This window comes from Blautia liquoris, from assembly GCF_015159595.1.
Lineage (GTDB): Bacteria > Bacillota > Clostridia > Lachnospirales > Lachnospiraceae > Novisyntrophococcus > Novisyntrophococcus liquoris.
Genome location: NZ_CP063304.1, coordinates 3,218,962 through 3,240,451 on the forward strand (window position 1 = coordinate 3,218,962; position 21,490 = coordinate 3,240,451).

At 43.5% G+C, this 21,490-nt stretch carries 18 protein-coding genes and 1 riboswitch; of the genes, 7 read left to right on the forward strand and 11 right to left on the reverse strand.

What is annotated here, in order from left to right; translation table 11 throughout:
* Positions 1 to 92: 92 nt before the first annotated feature.
* Positions 93 to 1,355, reverse strand: coding sequence for an ABC transporter substrate-binding protein (locus INP51_RS14615; protein ID WP_193735508.1), 1,263 nt, complete (start codon positions 1,353 to 1,355; stop codon positions 93 to 95).
* 149 nt (positions 1,356 to 1,504) lie between these two features.
* Between INP51_RS14615 and INP51_RS14620 the strand changes: the two genes are divergently transcribed.
* From INP51_RS14620 to INP51_RS14630, 3 genes are read left to right on the forward strand one after another with little or no spacing between them, the layout of a single operon-like run.
* Positions 1,505 to 3,319 carry a sensor histidine kinase gene (locus INP51_RS14620; protein WP_193735509.1) on the forward strand — a complete coding sequence of 605 codons (1,815 nt, stop codon included), beginning with the start codon at positions 1,505 to 1,507 and terminating at the stop codon, positions 3,317 to 3,319.
* Entirely contained in the window at positions 3,312 to 4,823 is a 1,512-nt protein-coding gene (locus tag INP51_RS14625; RefSeq protein ID WP_193735510.1) for a response regulator transcription factor, read from the forward strand. Before INP51_RS14620 ends, INP51_RS14625 begins: the two co-directional genes overlap by 8 nt.
* A 23-nt stretch (positions 4,824 to 4,846) precedes the next feature.
* Positions 4,847 to 5,629 (forward strand): discoidin domain-containing protein, encoded by a 783-nt coding sequence (locus INP51_RS14630; RefSeq protein WP_193735511.1) that lies wholly within the window; start codon positions 4,847 to 4,849, stop codon positions 5,627 to 5,629.
* 102 nt (positions 5,630 to 5,731) lie between these two features.
* Here INP51_RS14630 and gpmA read toward each other — a convergent pair whose 3' ends face one another.
* Entirely contained in the window at positions 5,732 to 6,478 is a 747-nt protein-coding gene (gene gpmA / locus INP51_RS14635) for a 2,3-diphosphoglycerate-dependent phosphoglycerate mutase (RefSeq protein WP_193735512.1), read from the reverse strand.
* Between the two features lie 123 nt (positions 6,479 to 6,601).
* Positions 6,602 to 7,813, reverse strand: a complete 1,212-nt coding sequence (locus INP51_RS14640; protein ID WP_193735513.1) for a chloride channel protein — start codon at positions 7,811 to 7,813, stop codon at positions 6,602 to 6,604.
* Between the two features lie 55 nt (positions 7,814 to 7,868).
* Positions 7,869 to 7,940: riboswitch (Fluoride riboswitch) on the reverse strand.
* 125 nt (positions 7,941 to 8,065) lie between these two features.
* On the opposite strand from INP51_RS14640, the gene INP51_RS14645 reads away from it, so the two are divergent.
* The 4 genes from INP51_RS14645 to INP51_RS14660 all read left to right on the forward strand — a co-directional run bounded on the left by INP51_RS14645 (position 8,066) and on the right by INP51_RS14660 (position 12,377).
* Complete coding sequence (locus INP51_RS14645) at positions 8,066 to 8,503, forward strand: RbsD/FucU family protein (protein ID WP_193735514.1); 438 nt, start codon at positions 8,066 to 8,068, stop codon at positions 8,501 to 8,503.
* 51 nt (positions 8,504 to 8,554) lie between these two features.
* On the forward strand, positions 8,555 to 9,262 hold the full coding sequence (locus tag INP51_RS14650) for an ATP-binding cassette domain-containing protein (protein WP_193735515.1): 708 nt from the start codon (positions 8,555 to 8,557) through the stop codon (positions 9,260 to 9,262).
* Complete coding sequence (locus INP51_RS14655; RefSeq protein ID WP_193735516.1) at positions 9,255 to 10,826, forward strand: hypothetical protein; 1,572 nt, start codon at positions 9,255 to 9,257, stop codon at positions 10,824 to 10,826. Before INP51_RS14650 ends, INP51_RS14655 begins: the two co-directional genes overlap by 8 nt.
* Before the next feature lie 141 nt (positions 10,827 to 10,967).
* The gene (locus INP51_RS14660) at positions 10,968 to 12,377 is read left to right on the forward strand and encodes an NAD(P)/FAD-dependent oxidoreductase (protein WP_193735517.1); all 1,410 of its coding nucleotides are present in this window, start codon (positions 10,968 to 10,970) and stop codon (positions 12,375 to 12,377) included.
* Between the two features lie 154 nt (positions 12,378 to 12,531).
* On the opposite strand, the gene INP51_RS14665 is transcribed toward INP51_RS14660, so the two are convergent.
* The 8 genes from INP51_RS14665 to INP51_RS14700 form a co-directional block, all read right to left on the reverse strand.
* A complete protein-coding gene (locus INP51_RS14665) occupies positions 12,532 to 13,920 on the reverse strand; it encodes a trimethylamine methyltransferase family protein (protein ID WP_193735518.1) in 1,389 nt (462 codons plus the stop codon).
* A 32-nt stretch (positions 13,921 to 13,952) separates the two neighbouring features.
* On the reverse strand, positions 13,953 to 14,891 hold the full coding sequence (locus INP51_RS14670) for a sugar phosphate isomerase/epimerase family protein (RefSeq protein WP_193735519.1): 939 nt from the start codon (positions 14,889 to 14,891) through the stop codon (positions 13,953 to 13,955).
* Between the two features lie 31 nt (positions 14,892 to 14,922).
* Positions 14,923 to 16,248, reverse strand: coding sequence for an MFS transporter (locus INP51_RS14675; RefSeq protein WP_193735520.1), 1,326 nt, complete (start codon positions 16,246 to 16,248; stop codon positions 14,923 to 14,925).
* Between the two features lie 215 nt (positions 16,249 to 16,463).
* Complete coding sequence (locus INP51_RS14680) at positions 16,464 to 17,147, reverse strand: TetR/AcrR family transcriptional regulator (protein WP_193735521.1); 684 nt, start codon at positions 17,145 to 17,147, stop codon at positions 16,464 to 16,466.
* A 90-nt stretch (positions 17,148 to 17,237) separates the two neighbouring features.
* Positions 17,238 to 18,095, reverse strand: a complete 858-nt coding sequence (locus INP51_RS14685) for a glycine betaine ABC transporter substrate-binding protein (protein WP_193735522.1) — start codon at positions 18,093 to 18,095, stop codon at positions 17,238 to 17,240.
* A 10-nt stretch (positions 18,096 to 18,105) separates the two neighbouring features.
* Entirely contained in the window at positions 18,106 to 18,987 is an 882-nt protein-coding gene (locus INP51_RS14690) for an ABC transporter permease (RefSeq protein ID WP_193735523.1), read from the reverse strand.
* Between the two features lies 1 nt (position 18,988).
* Positions 18,989 to 19,855, reverse strand: a complete 867-nt coding sequence (locus INP51_RS14695; RefSeq protein WP_193735524.1) for a quaternary amine ABC transporter ATP-binding protein — start codon at positions 19,853 to 19,855, stop codon at positions 18,989 to 18,991.
* Positions 19,856 to 20,069: 214 nt separating this feature from the next.
* Positions 20,070 to 21,428, reverse strand: a complete 1,359-nt coding sequence (locus INP51_RS14700) for an 8-oxoguanine deaminase (protein ID WP_193735525.1) — start codon at positions 21,426 to 21,428, stop codon at positions 20,070 to 20,072.
* Positions 21,429 to 21,490 lie beyond the last annotated feature (62 nt).

Below are 21,490 nucleotides of genomic sequence, written 5' to 3' on the forward strand. Positions count from 1 at the left end.
CTTTCCATCGTTATCACTATTATAGATACGAATCATTCAAAACAGAATGTCACATGTTATCCCACAAAGATGTAAGATCGTAAACTTGAACATCAATGCTGTTCATGAAGAGAAAGCTGGCTTTCAAAGGACTGATCCCACCGATCGAGAATTTCCCTGGCACTCATCTGACCGGTGTAAAGTTTCTGCTGATCTGCCCAGAAACCTGTCATATCGATGCCGTTCAGCCGTTCGTTAATCTCCAGAGCTGTTTTCTTCGGAACTATATAGTTATCATACAGATTTTGCTGCCAGTCAGACATCTCCATATTTTGATCTTTGAACACCGGAGTGTGATTCCACCCGATGTTGAACTCATTCATATTATCTGGTTTCGAAAACCAGTCAAGGAATTTTTTTGCCTCTTTGATATGTGAAGATTCTGCAGAGACAGCAAACAGACCCATCCCTGCTTTAATTGTAAGTACATCCCCGTTATAGGGTGCAGGTGTCATCGCAAGATTCACTTTCGGATTCAATGTCTGTGCATCATGAATACAGAACTGGCCGGACAAGTACATTGCAGTCTTTGAAGCTGCAAGGGCATCCACCGCTCCATTGTAAGTTGCCTGTGTATAGTCCGGATTCGTAAAACCCTCCTTTCTCACTGCCGCAAACTCCTCCAGAACCGACCTGTATTCCTCGTTATTCCATTTCATCTGACCCTTTACAAGTTTTTGATAGGTATCATCTGTCATTGTCTGTGAAACTGTGGTAGAGAATCCAAATGCCGTCGTCCAGGAATCCTTGTCTGATACATAAAAAGGCGTATAGCCGCCATCTTTTATTTGCCTGCAGGCCATTCGAAACTCATCCAGATTGCTGGGAACCTTCAGGTTCAGCTTCCGGAAAATATCACGGTTATAGACCAGACCCACGCTGCTCGTGCCGCCAATGGGGAGACCATAAAGTTTCCCGTCTATCTTCTTATTATCCAACTGTTCCGGGAGGACACGGTCATACCACTTTTCCTTCTCGGTCATTTCCACAAAACGCTTTGCTCCAATCTCTTCCATCAGTCCTCTGTCGATACGCACCAAATCTGTCAGCTCGCCGGTTGCCGCTTTCGCTTTCGTCACATCAATCCACTGATTGTCCGGAATACGCAAGACATCAATGTGATAGTCCGGATTTTCCTTCTCAAAACGCCGGATCTCATTCTGAAAAAAATCACGATAATGAGATTGCGGCATCATAAATGACAGCGTAACCCCTTCTTTCTTCACGTTTGACCTGTCTGTGCCACATCCTCCTGCACCCAATACTGCGGCTGCTATTACAGCCGTCATAATATATAAATATCTTAACCTTTTCATACCTTTTCCTGCCCCCATGTAACATTAACGTCTAAAAACCTTTTGACCCTTTATGATACCATGAATTACTGAAAAAAAACAGCCTCTCATTGCTTTCCATGGGCATGAATGATAGAATAGTACCAAGATTCAAAAGAGGAGACATCATCATGCGAAAAACGCGAAAAGGAAAAAAGTATTTCAATCAGCTTTTTGTCACATACTCTGTGGCTTTTTTATTGTTTTTTTCTCTTCTGTTTGTCACTGTGCTTGGCGGAATCTACCGGGAACAGTACAGTCGTAATGTCGATGTCCAGCATCAGCTGATATCTAAAATCCAGTCAAAGCTTGATTCATCTCTTTCGGGGATGGATCGAATTCTGACCGGTCTGCTGTTTAACCGCTCTTTCATTGATATGATGGCTGATTCCAAAAACACAGCAGTACTGCCGGAATACGACAGTCGGATGATGAATTACTTTCTGACGCTGGATGCGCCGGATCTCTCCACCTACCGCACAATTGCATTCAATGATGACACCTATTATACATTGACAAAATCCGATGAAAATCCATCCTATATTAAAAAATCGGCAGAAACCTACCCCTGGAAAGAACAGGTCTGTCAGGCAGATGGGGAAAAGGTAATTCTTCCCGTTCACAAGGATAGCTTCTCCAGTCAGGGTGCTCTCGTATACTCCATCGCACGCCTGGTTACAGATGGCTTCCATAATTATGGTATTGTTGAAGTACAAAATGAATATAAAAACATCGCTTTGGCCTGCTCAATTGAAAATATATCGGGACAAATACTCTTGTTTTCTTCGGATGGGACTCAGATCTATCCCGAGACCTCACACGAGACGACCCGTTCCAAAAATCTTTCAAGAGATATATTCCAACTGGTATCCGAGGAAAAAACTTCTGAGGGAAGTCTGCAAAAGAACAGGGCACAGATTACCTACATCACATCACCCTACTCCGAATGGACCGCCGTCATGTACTGTCCCGTGATGGATGTTGTTCCCTGGGGCTTGCAGATGATTCTGTTTTCCATACTGGCATTCGTCTCACTGATCGCCATTGTGCTGATCTTATTTCGCATTCTCACAAAACGTATGGTTGCCCCATTAAACGAACTCAGTGAATCTCTCAATGATGTCTCTTTGGAAAACCTTTCGTTGGAGCTTGGTCAGCAGTATAATATTGAAGAGATCGATAATATTAATCATTCCTTCCAGCGAATGTTTGAACACCTGAAGCATGCTATCAATGTAAGCGTTCAAAGTAAGACCAACGAAGAACGTGCGAACTATCTGGCGCTGCAGTCACAGATGAATCCGCATACGATCTACAACACAATTTCCATGATCGAGGGCGTGGCCTACATGAACGATGATTTTGAAGTATCCGAGCTGTGTATCCGCTTTTCCAAAATGCTCCGCTACCTGTCTGATTTCAGCCGTGATACTTACACCATCCTTGACGAGGTATCGCATCTTGAGAATTATGCTTTTCTGGTGCAGAAACGATATGATGGGAAATTAAAGATTCAAATATCTGTACAAGAGGGTCTGGATGCGGAAATTATCCCCAAATTCACCCTCCAGCCTCTGGCTGAAAACTGCGTCAAACACGGATTTCGCTCCTCAAACGATCGGTTCGTGGTAAATGTCACTGTGTCCGGTGACTCAGCTTCCTGGCACATTAAAATCTCGGACAACGGATCTGGTTTCACGACCAAAAGCCTTGAAACAATATCGAAACAACTGAAAGAATCTGATGCGGGGCTGAAAACACAAAAAGACCTTATCAACCGTAAGATCGGAAATCTCACAATCAGCAACATCTATATTCGATTTTGCATTCTATATGGAGAGAGATTTCGTTTTCACTATGGCAACAATCACGATGCACCCGGGGCATATATAGACCTCAAGGTATTGTGGAACGCAAAAGCTGCAAAAGGAGAAGAATATGATTAAGATATTTCTTGTGGAAGACGAGGTTTTTGCACTTAAAACCCTTCACCGAAAAATCACTGATCTGAATCAGGATTACGAAATTGTAGGCACCGCCACAGACGGTACCGAGGCACTGCCCAAGATCCAGGCCACCCATCCAGCGATCGTCATCACGGATATCCGCATGAGTGACATGGACGGTCTGACTTTGATTGAGAATATGAAGAAAATGCATATTGATGCTCTTCCGGTCATCGTCAGCGGCTATCAGGAATTTGAATACGCCAAGCAGGCAATGAAACTCGGTGTCGAAGATTACCTCTTAAAACCCGTGGAACTCTCCGAACTGGATAAATGTCTCCGGCAGTGTCTTATGAGGTTGGAAAGCAGATATCTTCCCAAAAACATCTATTCATTTTTGATTGGAAATGAGGCATTTAATCTGGAGCCGATTATCTCAGACGGACCACTTACACTTCTCTATCTGATCTTTTCTAATCCGTTAAATCACACTGACACGATGTTCCACCCGAATACGGGATATCTGCCCGGAGAAAAGGTAAAGGAGATCTTTAAGAAAGAAGTCAAAGCCGCCTCCATCTTCTGTTTTGATGGTATCTACAGCAATGAAAAGGTCCTGCTGATCCCTCAGACAGACCATCTGAAAGCAAAGGAAGATATGTACCTGGAGAAGATACTACCCATTCTTGTACAAGAATTCTCTTTTCCGGTCACGATCTATTATATGGAGAGCCGTGCAAAGTCACTGACATATGACATCCGGACTGCAAGAAAATGCTGCACCAGGAATGTCATACCCGGAACAAGTGGATACAATCATAAACTTCTCGAGGATCCGGCACCCGAGGATTTATCCGGAATGATCGAACTGCTCTCACTCCTGATAAGACAGGAAGACTATAAGCTGATTTATTCGAACCTGCTGCGGCTCTTAAAGCGATGGCAAACAGAAAAAAGGCCGATCCTATCCTGTCAGTCAGAGCTTGTATTTATCCTGAACTCTCTGAAACGCAGCTTTCAAGTAAAGAAAATAGCAGGCCTTGACAGCACATTTCTGGTGGAAAACATTCTGTGTTTTTCCTCATCACCAAAGGAACTTGCCTGTGACTTCACCCAGCTGATGGCTGATCTGACATCGGGAAATAAAGGATCGAATGAAAGTACAATAAGCGGAGAAGAGCTTGTGAGGAGAATTGATATGTATTTTCAAAACCATCTGTCAAGCAGCATCACTCTTCAGATGCTTGCAGATGAATTGAACGTGTCCAAAGTTTATCTGTGCCGGGTATTTAAAAAATATAAAAATGTCACCCCGATGGATTACTTCAACCGAATGAAGATTCACCATGCCTGCGAGCTGATCCGGGAATTTCCATCCCTTCAGCTGGCAGAGATATCAGATAAACTAGGTTTCAACGATGTTTATTACTTCAGCAAAGTATTCAAGAGAATCACTGGTATAGCCCCATCTTCTTACCGAAAAGAGAACAGAAACTCAGACTGATAAATTAAGGAGGATTATGTAACATGTATTGCATCAAAATAATGGACAAAGACGGCTGCACACTGGCGCTTGGACGAGGCGAGGAAGAGATCAATCTCGTCTACACAGATGCTTATCACAAAGGGGATCAGATTCTGATCGAAACTTCCGGAAAACCTGTTTTTCTCTGGATCCAACTCGACGACGCCCTGGGACAGTCACTGAATTATCTTAAGGGGAATTATGTATACCATATCCCGTTTGAGGAAATGCGAAACAATCTCTCACCAAAGGCATTCTCAGGAAAAAAGCATCTGATTCGCCTGAAAAAGGCAAAAGAATATGAGCTTGAAACTTACAAAAATCTCGCTTTTAATGTCAACGACTCTCACGAAAATCAATCCTGCTATCCCCATGCATCCGCCAATGTAGAGACACGGGGAGAATCAGTCTTCGCAGCTAAGAATGCAATCGACGGCGTCACTGCAAATTCCTCTCACGGAACATGGCCCTATTCATCCTGGGGAATCAACCGTGACCCGAATGCCGCTCTTACACTGGATTTTGGCAGGGAGGTGGAGATTGACTGCATCACCCTCTATCTGCGTGCTGATTTCCCACACGATAACTGGTGGAAGGCGGCAAAACTCACATTTTCAGACGATTCTGCAATGAATATTGATCTGCAAAAGACAGCCTCCGGACAGGAATTCCACTTTGAGAAAAAGAGAGTCAGCTGGCTGAAACTTTCAGAACTGATTCCATCTGATGAGCCATCCCCTTTCCCGGCACTGACGCAGATTGAAGTATACGGAAAAGACTCGTAATACCTTATGTCCAGCACCGACCGGAGCGAAGATATATCATGGGGGTCAAATTACTTTCGACCCCCACATCATATCACTGAAAGCCATCGGCTTTTCATTCAGTTACTTCGCTTTGCCCTGTGATGCCACGGCTTTCATCTTAGCCTCGATTTCAGCGGCATCTCCGAGATAAAATTTCTTACTCATCTTGCCCTGATCATCGAACTCATACACCAGCGGCACACCGGTTGGGATGTTCACTTTCGTGATTTCTTCCTCGGTCAGTCCCTCAAAATACATCATAAGTGCACGCAGGGAATTACCATGTGCTGCGATGATGACACGTTTTTTCTCATTCATCTTCGGAAGAATCTCCTGTTCATAATAGGGAATCACGCGGGCAATCGTATCTTTCAGGCTCTCTGTAAGTGGAAGATCGGCCTTATCAATTTCGTTATACAACTCCTGTCTTGCAGGATTTCTGTCATCCTCCGGTTTCAGTGCCGGCGGCTGTATATCAAAAGATCTTCTCCAGATTTGAACCTGCTCTTCCCCATATTTCTTTGCCGTCTCTGCCTTATTCAGACCTTGCAGAGCACCGTAATGGCGCTCATTCAACTTCCATGTCTTCACAACCGGCAGGTTCTCACGCCCCATCTCCTTTAATGCCAGCTGCAGAGTATGAATTGCACGCTGCAGGTAAGAAGTATAGGCAATATCAAAATCATAACCCTTTTCTTTTAAAAGTTTTCCGGCGTTTTTCGCCTCTTCAATTCCCTTCGTTGAAAGATCAACATCTGTCCACCCGGTAAATTTATTCTCAAGATTCCATTCACTCTCTCCATGACGGAGCAAAACTAAAGTTTTCATAAACAAATCTCTCCTTTCATTGACACCGGCTGCAAGAATACTGCACAGTCGAGTTTTATAGTCTTAGAATACCACAGATATACAAAAACTTCTATATTAATTGAATTTTCTTCAATTCTTGATTTATCTTATTCTCTGCATGGTATAAATTGATTTATTCATATTAAACGCATATGCAATTGTACACACGATAAAAAAGTGCGGAAGAAACTGAAACCCGAATACTTCTGCTCCGATCAGAACCGGTGCGAAGAAGGTATTGGTGCCGGCTGCAAACACACTGACATAGCCCATAGCCGCCACCAACTCGACCGGCAAGTGGAAGATCCCTGCGAGTACCACACCGAGACTTGATCCGATCGCAAAAAGGGGCGTAACCTCTCCGCCCTGAAAACCAGCGGATAAAGAGACCACCGTCAGGATGAATTTGAGCAGCCAGTCATAACGATAGATCTTTCCTCCTGTAAAGCTGTCTGTAATCAGGTTTGAACCCGTACCGGAGTAGCGTCCCTGATACAGGATTAACATGCAGATACTGATCACGGCACCCATGACTGCGATACGGATCATCGGATTGCTGATCTTATCTGCCACAAGCTTTTTTGTCCATTTCAGACACCATGCAAAAGCAGCCCCCACGATTCCAAAGATCATTCCAAGTACAATCATTTTCCAGAAGACAGAGACGTTGATTGTATGATCCGCACTTAGGGCAAATGCCGTATTCTTAAGTCCCAGTGCTTTGGAAACCTCACAGGCCGTATAAGCTGCCGTGAATGCCGGAATCAGCGCTTCATATTCCAATACACCGGCAGTCATAATCCCCATGGCAAACACAACTGCTGCGATTGGTGTCTGAAACAACCCTGCAAAACCGGCTGCAAGTCCAGTGACCAAAAAGATGTTTGACGCATCTTTAAAGGGAAGACGTCTTCCCACCCAGTGTGAAAACGTTGCACCGATCTGCATTGCAACGCCCTCTCTTCCTGTGCTGGCGCCAAAGAGATTTGACAGCCACGTTCCCAGAATTGAAAAGGGAATCAGCCTTTTTGGTATAATCTCCTCCTCGCCCTGCCCCACTTCAAAGACAAGATTCATTCCCTGACTGCTCTTACCGCCAAATTTCATATAACAGTATGCGATAAACACACCGGCCAGGGCAAGAAACGGGATAAAATACAGCGGATGCTGCTCACGGGTCCGGGACATCAAGAGCAGTCCTCTTCCAAAAAATGTCTCAATCACGCCTACCACTGCACCAATCGGAATTCCGGCAGCACCAAGCAAAAATAATCCGCCGTAAGTTCGAAAAACTCTGTTTACTTTCTCTTTCATAAGTATCCTCCACTTTTAAATATATTTTTACACAAAAGAAGCTGATCACTCCGTGGTCAACACAGAAGTCATCAGCCTACAGGCAATTTTGGATAGTCCATGGGAGAACTTCATTCCCATATCTATTATATAACAATTTGTCAAAAACGCAAGTGGCTTGACTTGCTGATGCGATAAACTCTATTCACATACCTTCGTTCCTGTGCTATGATAGAAAGAAAATCAAATCCATAAAGTAAGGAGTGTCAAATTATGTTAAAAGGAATTCCTCAGATACTATCCCCTGAATTGTTAAAAGTTTTATCCGAAATGGGTCACAGTGACCGTATTGTTCTCGCCGATGGAAATTTTCCCGCTGAGAGTATGGGGAAGAGTGCGGTTGTGATCCGATGTGACGGTCACGGAATCCCGGAACTGTTGGATGCGATCCTTCAGCTGTTTCCTCTGGATACCTATGTAGAACAACCTGTCAGCCTGATGAGTGTCATGCCCGGAGATGATGTAAAAACACCAATCTGGGATGTCTATAAGGGAATTGTAGCGGAGCATGATCCCCGTGGAGAATTGGCTGTGGGAAACATCGAACGCTTTAAGTTCTATGAAGAATCAAAGAAAGCCTACGCAATTATTGCCACTGGTGAACATGCACTTTATGCGAATGTCATGCTGCAAAAAGGTGTTATCGCATAGATTCCATCAAAGTCGGAATCTATGAAGCTTTACTGAACAAGGGAGGACTTAATGAGGTTTGAAATTGAACATTTATCAAAGAGTTTCGAGAAGAAAGAGGTGCTGCGTGATATTAACTTTGTATTTGAAGAGGGTAAGATCTATGGCCTCCTCGGGCGGAATGGCGCCGGCAAGACAACGCTGTTTAACTGCCTGAACAGGGATATCAAGATGGACAGTGGAAACCTTTTCCTTGAATCTTGCGATACACGGCGTGAGGTGGTACCTGAAGATATCGGCTACGTCTTGTCAACCCCTACAGTACCTGAGTTTTTGACGGGCAGGGAATTTCTTAAGTTTTTCCTTGATATCAATGAAACGTCCGTAAAAGACATAAAACCTATCGATGAATACTTTGAATATATGAGAATTGCACCTGCAGACCGTGATAAGCTTATGAAGGACTACTCACATGGCATGAAGAACAAGATGCAGATGTTGGTAAATATTATTGCTCAGCCTAATATACTCCTTCTTGATGAACCGCTGACATCCCTTGATGTCGTTGTGGCCGAAGAGATGAAGCAGATGCTTCGTACTTTAAAACAAGGTCGTATTACCATCTTCTCCACACACCTTTTAGATCTCGCTCTTGATCTGTGTGACGAGATTATCTTACTCAGCCACGGTGAACTTGAGGTTGTCGAAAAGTCCAATCTTGACAGCCAGAACTTCAAAGACAGAATTATCTGTGCTCTTCAGGAGGAAGGATATGAATAAGACGTTAAAGATTTCATTCTCCCTGAAAAATACATACCGTGTGAATACCATACTTTATTCACTCAAGCAGATTCCATTGCTGAAAAAAGTGCTTCCGGAATCCCTTTACAAAGTTAAGGCATTTAAAATTCTGGCCAATATATTCTCCTTTTGCTGGGAGATCATCTCGGTGTTTTTAGGGAAGTTTATCTATCTGGCCTTTATGATTTGTGAGGCTGGTCTGTTATATTCAGGTTCTCCGAAACGCCAGACTTTTCTGCATTTGCTTTTACTCTTAACCATCATGGGTGACTATCTGAATACGAGCGTTTTTAATCCGTCAAAGGATAAGTATTATGCGATGATCCTCATGCGGATGAATGCCAAAGAGTATACCCTGGTCAATTATCTATACTCTACGCTGAAAGTGATCATCGGTTTTCTTCCCTTTACCTTGTGGTTCGGTGTTAAGTGGGGATTGCCCGTATGGCTGTGTATCCTGCTTCCTTTTTCAATTGCAGGATCAAAGCTTGCTTTCACTTCCGTAAAATTACAAAATTATGAGAAGGGCAAAACCGTATACAGCGAAAACAGTATAGGGAATTTCACCTGGCTGTTCACCGGAATTCTTCTGGGAATTACGTACGGTCTTCCTGCTCTTGGAATCACGCTGCCGGAACTCTTATCTGCCGGAATTCTGCTGATCTTTATCCCTGCGGGATTGATCGGACTGAAAAAAGTTCTTTCTTTTGGTTCTTATCGGGAAGTCAATCAACAGCTGCTTTTCCAGACGATGAATCAGATGGATGCCGTTGCTAACATGACAAAGGAGATGAGCCAAAAAAACATCTCCGCAGATCTTTCAATCAACAGCAGCCGAGAGGGATTTGAATACCTGAACGATTTATTCATCAAGCGTCATCAGAAAATACTCTGGAAATCAACGAAACGAATTGCTATTGTCTGTACCTGCCTGATCAGTGCTGTTATACTTGCCTTACATTTAAAACCGGCAGCAAAAAAAGAGACCAATGAATTGATTTTGACATGGCTGCCTTACTTTGTATGGATTATGTATTGCATTAATCGGGGAACAGATTTTACAAAAGCTCTGTTTATGAACTGCGACCACAGTCTTCTGACCTACTCGTTCTATAAACAGCCGGGTTATATATTGAAGCTTTTTCAGATTCGTCTTCGTGAAATTATCAAGATCAATGTATATCCGGCTTTTATCATAGGAATTGGTCTTGTGCTGATTCTGTGCTTCTCGGGCGGTACAAAAAACCCGGTAAACTATCTGGTGATCCTTATATCGATCCTATGCATGAGCATCTTCTTCTCCATTCATCATCTTACGATCTATTATCTGCTGCAGCCTTTTAATTCCGGAACTGAGGTAAAAAGCGGAACCTATCGGATCGTGACATCGCTAACTTATATCCTCAGCTTTTTCATGATGAAGCTTCATATGTCAACGCTGATCTTTGGAATAATGACAATCGTGTTCTGTATCATATATAGCATTGCCGCCTGCATACTGGTCTATAAACTGGCACCGAAAACTTTCAGACTGCGGACATAAAATTCATGATTTTTATTTTGCACTTCCCTTTTTCTCTAATCTGTGGTAGAATAAGTCGGCCAGACTGGTATCTTTATGCCAATTGGTCGTGCAACATTCAACCACTAATTATCATTTACAGATAAAAAGGAGCAATGTTCAATGGAAAATGTTTCAAAAAGCTATGATGTCATCATCGTCGGAGCAGGTCCGTCCGGAATTTTCTGCGCATATAAATTGATTGCTGAAAAACCGGATCTCAAGATTCTGATGATTGAAAAGGGTCGTCCCATCGAAAAGCGTAACTGCCCCAAACGCCTGACAGGTGTCTGTGCGGGATGCAAGCCATGCGCCATCACCACCGGATTCGCAGGTGCAGGTGCATTTTCAGACGGGAAGCTGTCACTTTCCCCGGATGTAGGCGGAAATCTCCCTGAGATACTGGGATATGACCAGACACTGGATCTGTTAAAGCAGTCGGATGATATTTACCTGAAGTTCGGTGCGGATACCAATGTCTATGGTATCGACAAGCAAAAAGAGCTTCGTGAAATACGCCGCAAAGCCATCAATGCCAATTTGAAGCTTATTGAATGTCCCATCCGCCATTTGGGCACAGAAGAAGGGTACAAAATCTATACCCGTCTGCAGGAGCATCTTCTTGCTTCTGGTGTTGAAATGAAATTTAACACGATGGTAAAGGATATCATCATTGAAGATAATGAAGCAAAGGGAATTGTAACCGATAAGGACGAAACTTTCTGTGCCCCGGAGATTGTCTCCGCCATCGGGCGCGAGGGATCTGACTGGTTCAGCCACATCTGCCATGACCACGGCATTCATACTGAGGTCGGAACCGTAGATATTGGTATCCGTGTGGAAGTCCGCGATGAAGTCATGGAATTCCTGAATGAAAATCTGTATGAAGCCAAGCTTGTATACTATACACCAACCTTCGACGACAAGGTGCGTACCTTCTGTACTAACCCGTCCGGCGAGGTTGCGACGGAATATTATGAAAATGGACTCGCCGTTGTCAACGGACATGCCTATAAATCCCAGGAGTACAAGACGAACAACACAAACTTCGCTCTCCTGGTATCCAAGAACTTTACGAAGCCTTTTAAGACACCGATCGAATATGGAAAACATATCGCCCAGCTGAGCAATATGCTCTGTGACGGAAAAATCCTTGTACAGACATTCGGAGATTTTCAGCGCGGACGTCGCACCACAGAGGAGCGTCTCTGCCGGAACAACCTGATCCCGACCTTAAAGGACGCAGTCCCCGGCGATTTGTCTCTGGTACTTCCGCATCGTATCATGGTCGACTTAAAAGAAATGCTTCTTGCCCTTGATAAAGTGACACCGGGAATCGCAAGTGATGAAACTTTACTCTACGGCGTGGAAGTCAAGTTCTACTCCAACAAAGTCGTTGTAAACAAAGATTTCGAAACCAGCGTCAGGGGACTTCGCGCCATCGGCGATGGTGCATCCGTAACGCGTGGACTCCAGCAGGCATCTGCCAATGGGCTGTCTGTAGCGGGAAGCATATTGGAGAAGATAGGATAAGCATAAACAAAACTTTGTAAAAGCCAATCAACAAAAAGATAATAATACTTGACAATAACAATAAACCAATCAAAATATAAAGGCGGCAGAAATCCACAACAGATTTCTGCCGCTCTCTTAACATAGCTGGATATTTTATTCGCTCCAGTTAAAATCAGTTCAGATTACGACCTGACTTTTCCAGTATTGCCTTTACTTTCTCTCTTTGTTCGGTATCCAGTTTTGGCTTATTGCTCTCATATTTCTTTAACAGCCGCTCCATCTCTGTGTCGATGCTTTCCTTAAAATAGGCATCTCCTTTTCCACTTCGCGGTCCGACATGCGGAGAGTAAAGATCCCTGAAATTTTCCAACGTATAGTCTGCGGTGACAAAGCTTCCATCATGGCCGATCTCTTTGATCTCTTCCAGGTTTAAGGTCTCTTCGTTCACTTTAATCGGTGCAAAAGATGCTTTCACCTGACGGATGATCTCAAAATCGACAACCATTTTTTCAAATGATGTTGCATTTACACTGTCCATGACTCCGCCGGCTTCCATGATCAGATTGATTCCATGGCGATATGCGGATGAAAATGTCAGCATTGATTCATACCCGGCCTGACAGTTGATACGCGGTGCATCTGTCTGACATCCGCCTCCTCTTGAGGGCAGCCCATAGAATTTTGCCATATTTGTGGCAAATCCCTGCATCAGAGTTCCTTCGGGTGCCGCGCATGCAAAGGTGATCCCACCTCGCATATCCGCTGCGGTTGACTGAATTCCGAACACAACCGGTGTTCCGGGGCGAATCATCTCGGCCAGAACAATTCCGGCAAGACTCTCGGCTGCGCCGCTGGCAATCGTCCCCGCCATGGAAAGAGATCCCGTCGCACCCAACATGGCCGCAGGACAAACGATCACCGGCTGTCCATACTCGGCGAGTATCATCAGGCAGTCCAGCATTCTCTCATCTAACGTCAGCGGAGAGACTGTGTTGATCAGCGCAATCATTCTCGGTTTTTCTATGAAAGCATCTTTACCGCCAAACAGTTCACAGCCCGCTTCTACGATTAATTCCATCTCATCTTTAAAACCTGTCGGAAGCATAATGGCTTTTTCAGAATGCAAAAGCGCTGTATAGAACAATTCGACTGCGGCGGTTTTTTCAGGGATTTCTCCAGGCTGAATCATGATCCCTCCGTTAATCGAATAGCTGTCTTCCGCCTCAACAAGTTTTAAACATTTTATATAGTCATCCATAGTTCCGCGGCGGCGATTTCCATCCCAATCATCAATGAAGGCACATCCGTAGGTGGCCGCCGGATTGATATGATCTTTTCCGATCACTGTGTCATATTTTGGATTTCTTGCATAGAGGGTAAAGGATTCCGGTGCCTTTTTGACCCAGTGCATAACCTGTTCTTCCGTGAAGAATGCGGTGCCGCCTTCCATCTTAATCCCGTGATCCTTTAAAATCGCTGCTGCTTTTTCATTGTGAATTCTAACTCCCACATCGCGCATAATCTCCATAGCCGCGTTATGTATCATCTGTTCTCTTGTCATAGCAAATTGCCTCCTATCTTCCACTAAGTTGTCTATCGATTTCTTACACCAAGTTTTAAAACATCACGCAAATAACGTACACTTTCCTCACAGGCCTGCATCTCTCTGACCCTCGCTTCTTCAATCGGTTCCTCCATGCTCTTAAACGCAATTTCATTTTCAAAAATAATCTTATCCATACAGGAGTTTTCTCGAATCTGTGAAAGCATTTTCGGACAGTCCATAGAACCCTGACCATGTGCAGCCCCGATATCGTGTACGCCCAGAGGGTCGACCACAATTTTGTCATCACTGAAGTGACAGCAATATGCCTTTGGCAGCATACGCTCCATGGCATAATAGGGATTCTCGATGACCTGAAGAGAATTCATCGTATCCACACAGGTGCCGATCAACGGATGATTCAGCTTATCTACCAGCCATAAGATCTCATCTGCAAATGTGTCTGTATGATTCTCAATCGCGATCTGCATCCCATATTCTTCTATCAATGGCATTACTTTCATGAATTCATCATATCTGTCGGCCATCTGGCGCATAACATGCGGATGCATGCAGGATCCGTAGAATTCTTTCGGCCGAAGGATATCAAGGCTGAACTTTACAAGTTCCGCACCCAGATTATGACCAATCTCAAGTGCTTCTTTCGGAACGCAGTTTACACGGGAATCGCTGCCTGCTTGAAAGGAAGCATTAAATTCCAAAAATAAGCCATGATCTTTGGCAGCTTTTGCCACCTTCTTCAAGTTGTTCTCGGAGAAAGGTTCCTCTTTTGAAGTGGTGAGAAGATCCACTTTCGTGATCTGGAGACCATCCAGTTCCCACTCCACCGCCTTGTCCATCAGTTCATAGAGAGACATTGTCTGCTCAAAGAAATAATCCTTTCCAAATCCCCAACTCTCCCCAAAACCGAAAAAGTGCAGCGTGTATGTGTGCATCCCAAGCCGAAAAGGTCTGTTTTTGTTATTCATGTTCTATTCCTCCTTTTTTCATCCTCTTTTTTCATTCTTCTTTATTCGATTTAAGTCTCTTAGCGTATCGTACCGAAACAAAAGAAACCAAAATCCCGAGAATACCACAGCCAATCACCCAGTACCAGATCAGGTCATAGCCAAAGTTTCCATATTTGTCAAGCCAGATTCCGGCAAGCTTTGCAAAAAAGACATCCGGCAGATAGCAAATCAGCGAAATAATCCCCGTCGCGACACCCGTAAGTGAAAGTGGAATACCAACTTCACCCAAAGTTGCAAAGTAAATGCCGCGCATACCACTATAGACTATGGCAAAGACAAATGTGATGCCGATACAGAGAAACATTGCATTTTTTGTCAGAAGCACTGCCACGGTTAAAACCGTCGCGATGGCGAGATAGTATCCCAACGTTTTGATCTTCGACCCAATCTTATCGGAGATAAAACCAATGGCAAGTGTAGAAACTCCTGCGATTATGTAATTACGAACAACTGCAAAGGTGCTTGCCTGGGTCTGAGAAATTCCCAGAACATTTACCGTATAGGAACCCAGATATCCATTCGCCGCCGAAGTAAAGGAAAAGCAGAAAAAGATCAAAAGAGATAGCAGCCAAGTACCTGGCATCTTTAATACTTTGAATATAGATGCAGCTGACATTTTTTCCTGTGTGAGAGCCGTTCCTTTGGACTCGGCAAGTTCTGCATCCTCTGCACCGATGATGTTATCTGGCAGTACAATGAACACGATTACTGCCAATACGAGGAACAGCGCACCGTTAAAGAACAACATATTTCTCCACTGCGCCCCCAAAACAGACAAATCCGTTGTGTTTCCGGGCATAATAGCACGGTTTAGCAAAGCAACACCCAAAAAGCCCAGGAGCATACCCATGATTGCTCTGACAAATTCAGAAGTTGAAAACATGGAACCCTGTTCGTTAGAATTTCCCATCTTGCGCACGGTCTTAAGATATGCATTCCAGATAAAAAAGCTGGTGCAGGCACCATACAGAATATGAATGATAATTATGGACGTGCCACTTGGAACCGTCCCAAACCAGAAAGAACAGACGCCCATTATGACTGCCCCAATTATCAGCAGCCATTTCTCGCCAAATCGATCTACCAAAATTCCTCCAACCGGGTATCCGAATGTACAGACCAATCCAAACCAAAAGCTAAAATCCCCGATAAACTCATTGACATTCGCTGCGGATGCAACTGGTTTATATTCGGAAAACAGCATCACCATCTGATCATAATAACTGTACCGCAAAAAAGGGACATAAACCATAACCCCCGCCAACAGAGATACCATAATAAGTACAAACCAACGTTTCTTTCCTGTTATTACCATAAAGTTTTCCTCCACATGAGTAATTTTCCATACCATACTCCAATACACGGATTACTTCGCACTTTGTGCTCACGTATCTTCGCTCCGCTCCGGTCGGTGCTAAACGAACATCCACTGGATGTTCGTTTAGCACCCTACAAACATATAAAAGTTAACATGTACACTTTTTAAGGTCAAAAAAAGGTAATGTGCTCACGAACATGCAATTTGAATCTCTATCCCTCCTCACCTTCAGGCCTATGTTTCTCCAAAACATATACCTTTTCAAGATTTTTAAGAAGCAGCTGATTACATTCCTGCTCTCCCTGTCTTCTTTCTCTCAGATCGCGCCCCATATACATTTCCAGCATTCCCTTCACTATCAAGGTATTCGTTTTACTGAAATACTCAGCATCTTCATCTGACAGAAGATTATAATTTGCAGCTCGCCTTAAGATCAGAAAATCTCGCTCAATAACATTATCTGAGAACAGAAGTGTATAGTAATAAGCCGGATATCGCTCTGATCCTGTCACCGGAAACAGTTCATAATATTCCATCAGTGCATCGGCGAACAGCGTGTTATATTCACCCCAAAAGAGTCTGTAAAACAAATCCGGCCTGTCAAATGCATATTTGTTATATAACATCCATCCTTGAATATAAGCGTCCATCAGGTTATCATCGTTGTCCATCAGCTGACCATATTCAATCATATAGTCAATAAAGAATCGGATGGAGCCGAGAACAATCAGATATTCCAGACTTTCAAAATGCTTATACAGTGCGGCCGGAGAGCAATTGTTTTCCTTTGCGATCTCCCTGACGGTGATCGTTGAGGCATCCCTTTCTCTTAGTTTATTATACATCGACAAGATAAAACGTCGTTTTGTCTCAATCCCTTTTTCATAAACAGCCATATATATGATCCAATTGCATATTTTTTTGTTTTGTGAACACATTAACTCATTTTTTAATCTTATCTTTTTTTGATGCACTCGTCAAGGAATTTACTTAAGCCAACTGTTGATTAATTCCTCGTGTTCCTTCATCCACTCTTTGGAAACAGAAAGCGGATCACTCTCATCGGCTTCAATTGCCTCTATCAGATTATTTAGATCTTCATTCTTCAGATAAAACTTTTTAAAAAATGCATTTACCTCCGGCATATCCTCTGCCAGACCTTTTCTGACATATTTATAGGCCGTTTCTTTTTCTCCGAACGACTCTTTTGGATCCTCAAGTACCTTAAGGTCCCATTTATGAAACATCCAGTGAGGCGTCCATCCAGTGACAACAATAGGCTTTTGTTCTTTGATCGCCTTGCCAAGAGCTGCTGTCATGCTTGCCGCACTTCCGTTAATCAATTTATAATCCAGCTTATAATCTTTCAGCGCATCCTCGGCTGCAAGCATAAGTCCCGCACCTGCATCAATCCCGATAATCTTGCCGTCAAACAGTTCTTGTTGATCTTTTAGATCCTCGATACTATCAATATCCACATAGGTCGGAACCACAAAACCCAGAAGCGCATCTTCAAAAACAGGACCCAGATCCACCATATCATCCCCATATTTCTCGATATAGCTCTTGTGCGTGACAGGAAGCCAAGTATCCAGATAAGCATCCGTGTTCCCACTCGCCACGGAGGTGAAGATAGGAGCAATGTCCGCCATCTTTATGTCCACATCATACCCCATCTTTTCTTCCAGCACAGCCGCTGCAAGATTTGTTATCGCGACAGAATCAGACCAGTCTACATAGGCAAGATTTACTGTTTTTCCTTCCTCTTTTTTCTTCCCACACCCCGTCAATCCGGTCATAAGAATTACTAATGATAAAACTGCTGCCAACACTCTCTTTTCCATAATAATCTCCTTAGGGATTTTGCTTCTTCAACCGTAACCTGATAAACATTCTACCCGATTTATTATTCTCCTTTCCCAATCCCTGTGTCAGTCTGTCCAGAATCATGGCGATAATGACAACGGCTATTCCCCCTTCCAGACCATCTCCCAGTCTCATCTGTGTAATACCCTGCAGTACAATCTTGCCAAGCCCGTCCGCACCAATCATTGCGGAGATGACAACCATCGAAAGCGAAAGCATGATCGTCTGATTGAGCCCCGCCAGGATTGTCGGCATGGCAAGAGGAACCTGAATCTTAAAAAGCATCTGTGATGTGGTGGATCCAAAAGACTTTGCAGCTTCCACGAGATCGCCCGAAACTTCCCGGATACCCAGGTTCGTCAGCCGAATAATCGGCGGCATGGCAAAAATAACTGTGGATACTGCACCCGGAACTGTTCCCAAGTCAAAAAAATAAACCGCTGGAATCAGATAAACAAATGCCGGCATTGTCTGCATAAAATCCAGAATCGGGCGCAGGATTCTCTCTGCTCTGTTGCTTAAAGACATCCAGATTCCAACAGGCAGTCCAATCACCATGGCAATCAATGTCGTTGTAATAACAAGGCTTACTGTTTCCATAGCAGGCTGCCATAATTCCAGATTATCTATAAGCAGCAGACCAATCCCTGAAAAGATAGCCAGGCCCGTCCCTGACAACCACCATGCAGCCAACATGATAATGGCGACAAATAGAAAAATTGGTATCAGCATTAAAAACCAGCTGATTCCTTCAATGATACTTTCCAGTCCTACTTTTACCCCGTCAAAAAATCCGGAAAAGTTGAGTGTCAGCCAGTCAACAGCCTTCTCGGCATAATCACCGATTGGAATCTTTAAGAGAAAGGACATGTCAGATTTCCTCCTTTCTCATCATCTTCGCAGGAACTTTTGTCTTAAAGATAACCTCATTTTGATTGATATCTTGCGTGAAAGTTCTGACATAATCGTCTGCAGGTTGACAGAGAATCTCTTTTGGTGTTCCAATCTGTATGATACAGCCATCTTTCATGATTGCAATTTTATCACCAATTTTCAATGCCTCATCCAGATCATGCGTAATAAACAGAATGGTTTTTTTTATCTGCGATTGCAGTTCCAGCAATTCATTCTGCATGTTCTTTCTTATGAGAGGATCCAGTGCACTGAAGGCCTCATCCATCAACAAGATATCGGCATCAGTGGCAAGTGCTCTGGCAAGTCCGACTCTTTGCTGCATACCCCCTGAGAGTTCCCCAGGCTTTACATTCTGGTAATCTTGAAGCCCCACCAGTTGGAGCATCTCAAGTGCTTTTTTGTTTCGCTGCGCAGCATTTACTTTCTGAACTTCCAGACCATAGGCGACGTTCCATAGGATATTCCGATGTGGAAAAAGTGAAAAGTTTTGAAAAACCATTGCCGCTTTCTTTCTTCGTATCTCTGTCAGCCGGGACCGGTTCGCAGTTATAATATTTTCTCCATCTATGTAAACTTCTCCACTAGTCGGCTCAATAAGCCTGTTCATGCATCGAATCAGAGTTGATTTTCCACTCCCGGACAAGCCCATGATCACAAAAATTTCTCCTTCTTCCACTGTAAAGGATACATTGTTGACTCCTACAGTATGCTGATGCTTCTTAAACAAAGTTTCTTTGTCCTCTCCTTCCTCCAGAAAATGAAGCATCTGATTAGGTGACGGGCCAAAAACCTTATAAACATTCTTTACTTGAATTTTCTCCATAATTTCTCCATTCCCTCAAGGTTTTCTTTAATCACCAATGTGTCATTTGACTATAGTCTCTAGGTAAACGTGTTTACTTTTCTATATAATAGGATATTTATCATAAAAAGTCAAGTGTTTTTTAGGGAAGGATTGGTATATTAACCCATCTGCGGCTGCTCATGACTCCATATTTTGACCTGTAAATCACACGCAGCCTTTTATGTTCCTCTTATTATTTTTTTTTAATAAATTTCTGAAAACATTTATCAGCCTCGTATTGTGTTTTTTCTTCATCAATTGTTTTTAAATGTCCCTTGCTGACAACAATTTTTCCATTGATCACGGAATAATCCACAGGGCCTTTCAGGCCTACTGTTGCAAGAACGGACTTCGGATCTTCCATGGCACCTACGAATTCCAGTCTATTGGAATCTACCATAAAGAAATCTGCTGCTTTTTCCTTGGCAATTGAGCCTATATCGTTTCTTCCAAGGACACAGGCACTGCCTGTTGTTGCAAGTTTAAGCATATCATATCCAGATGGCGCCCGATTTCCATCATTTAATCTATGCAGAAGATAACCGACTCTCAGTTCTTCCAGAAGGTTGGATCCATCATTGCTTGCGCTTCCATCGACTCCCAGACCTACAGGCACTCCTAGTTTCAGCATATCTGAAATTCTGGCTGTTCCAGATGACAATTTCATATTTGATATTGGACAATGTACTACCCCTGTTCCCGTATCGGCCAGAAGTTGTATTTCTTCATCATTAAAATGAATACCGTGGGCGAACCAGACATCTTTGCCTATCCATCCCAGACTCTGCATATAAGCCAGCGGTCTCATTCCATAAGTCTCTAATGTGAATTTCTCCTCATCTTTCGTCTCTGCCAGATGCGTGTGAAGACGTACTCCCAGACTTCTTGCCAATTTTGCGGATTCTCTCATCAGCTCAGGTGTTACACTGAAGGGCGAGCAAGGTGCCAGAGCAACCTGCCTCATGGAATATGGATTTGGATCATGAAACTTTTCTACAAGTCTCTGGGAATCCCGGATAATCTCATCCGTTTCCTGTACTACACTGTCAGGCGGAAGACCGCCGTCTTTTTTACTCAGGGACATGCTTCCCCTGGATGCATGCATTCGTATCCCTAGTTCTTGTGCGGCACGAAATTGTGTATCTATTAAATCTGACTGCCCCTCCGGAAAGACATAGTGATGATCAAAGCAGGTTGTACAGCCATTTTTTACAAGCTCTCCCATACCAACAAGTGATGTTTTATAGATGACATCCTGGTCAATATTTTTCCAGAGTTCATACAGCGATACCAGCCACGGAAAGAGTTCCATATTTTGGACTTGCGGCAGATTCCGGGTAAAGATTTGATACAGATGATGATGTGCGTTGATGAGACCCGGATAAACACACATGCCAGTGCCGTCTATCACCTCATCCGCCTGTATCTCTTCATCCGTAATGGTTTTGATCACACCATTTTCTACATATAAGTTTACATGTTCCAACACCCGATCCTCTGTATCACAGGTAATTAAGTAACGTATGTTTTTTACAGCTAACGATTGTTTCATTAAGTTATTTCTCCTTATTTCTATCTGTTTTTTGATATATGCAAAAAAACTATTACATAGTG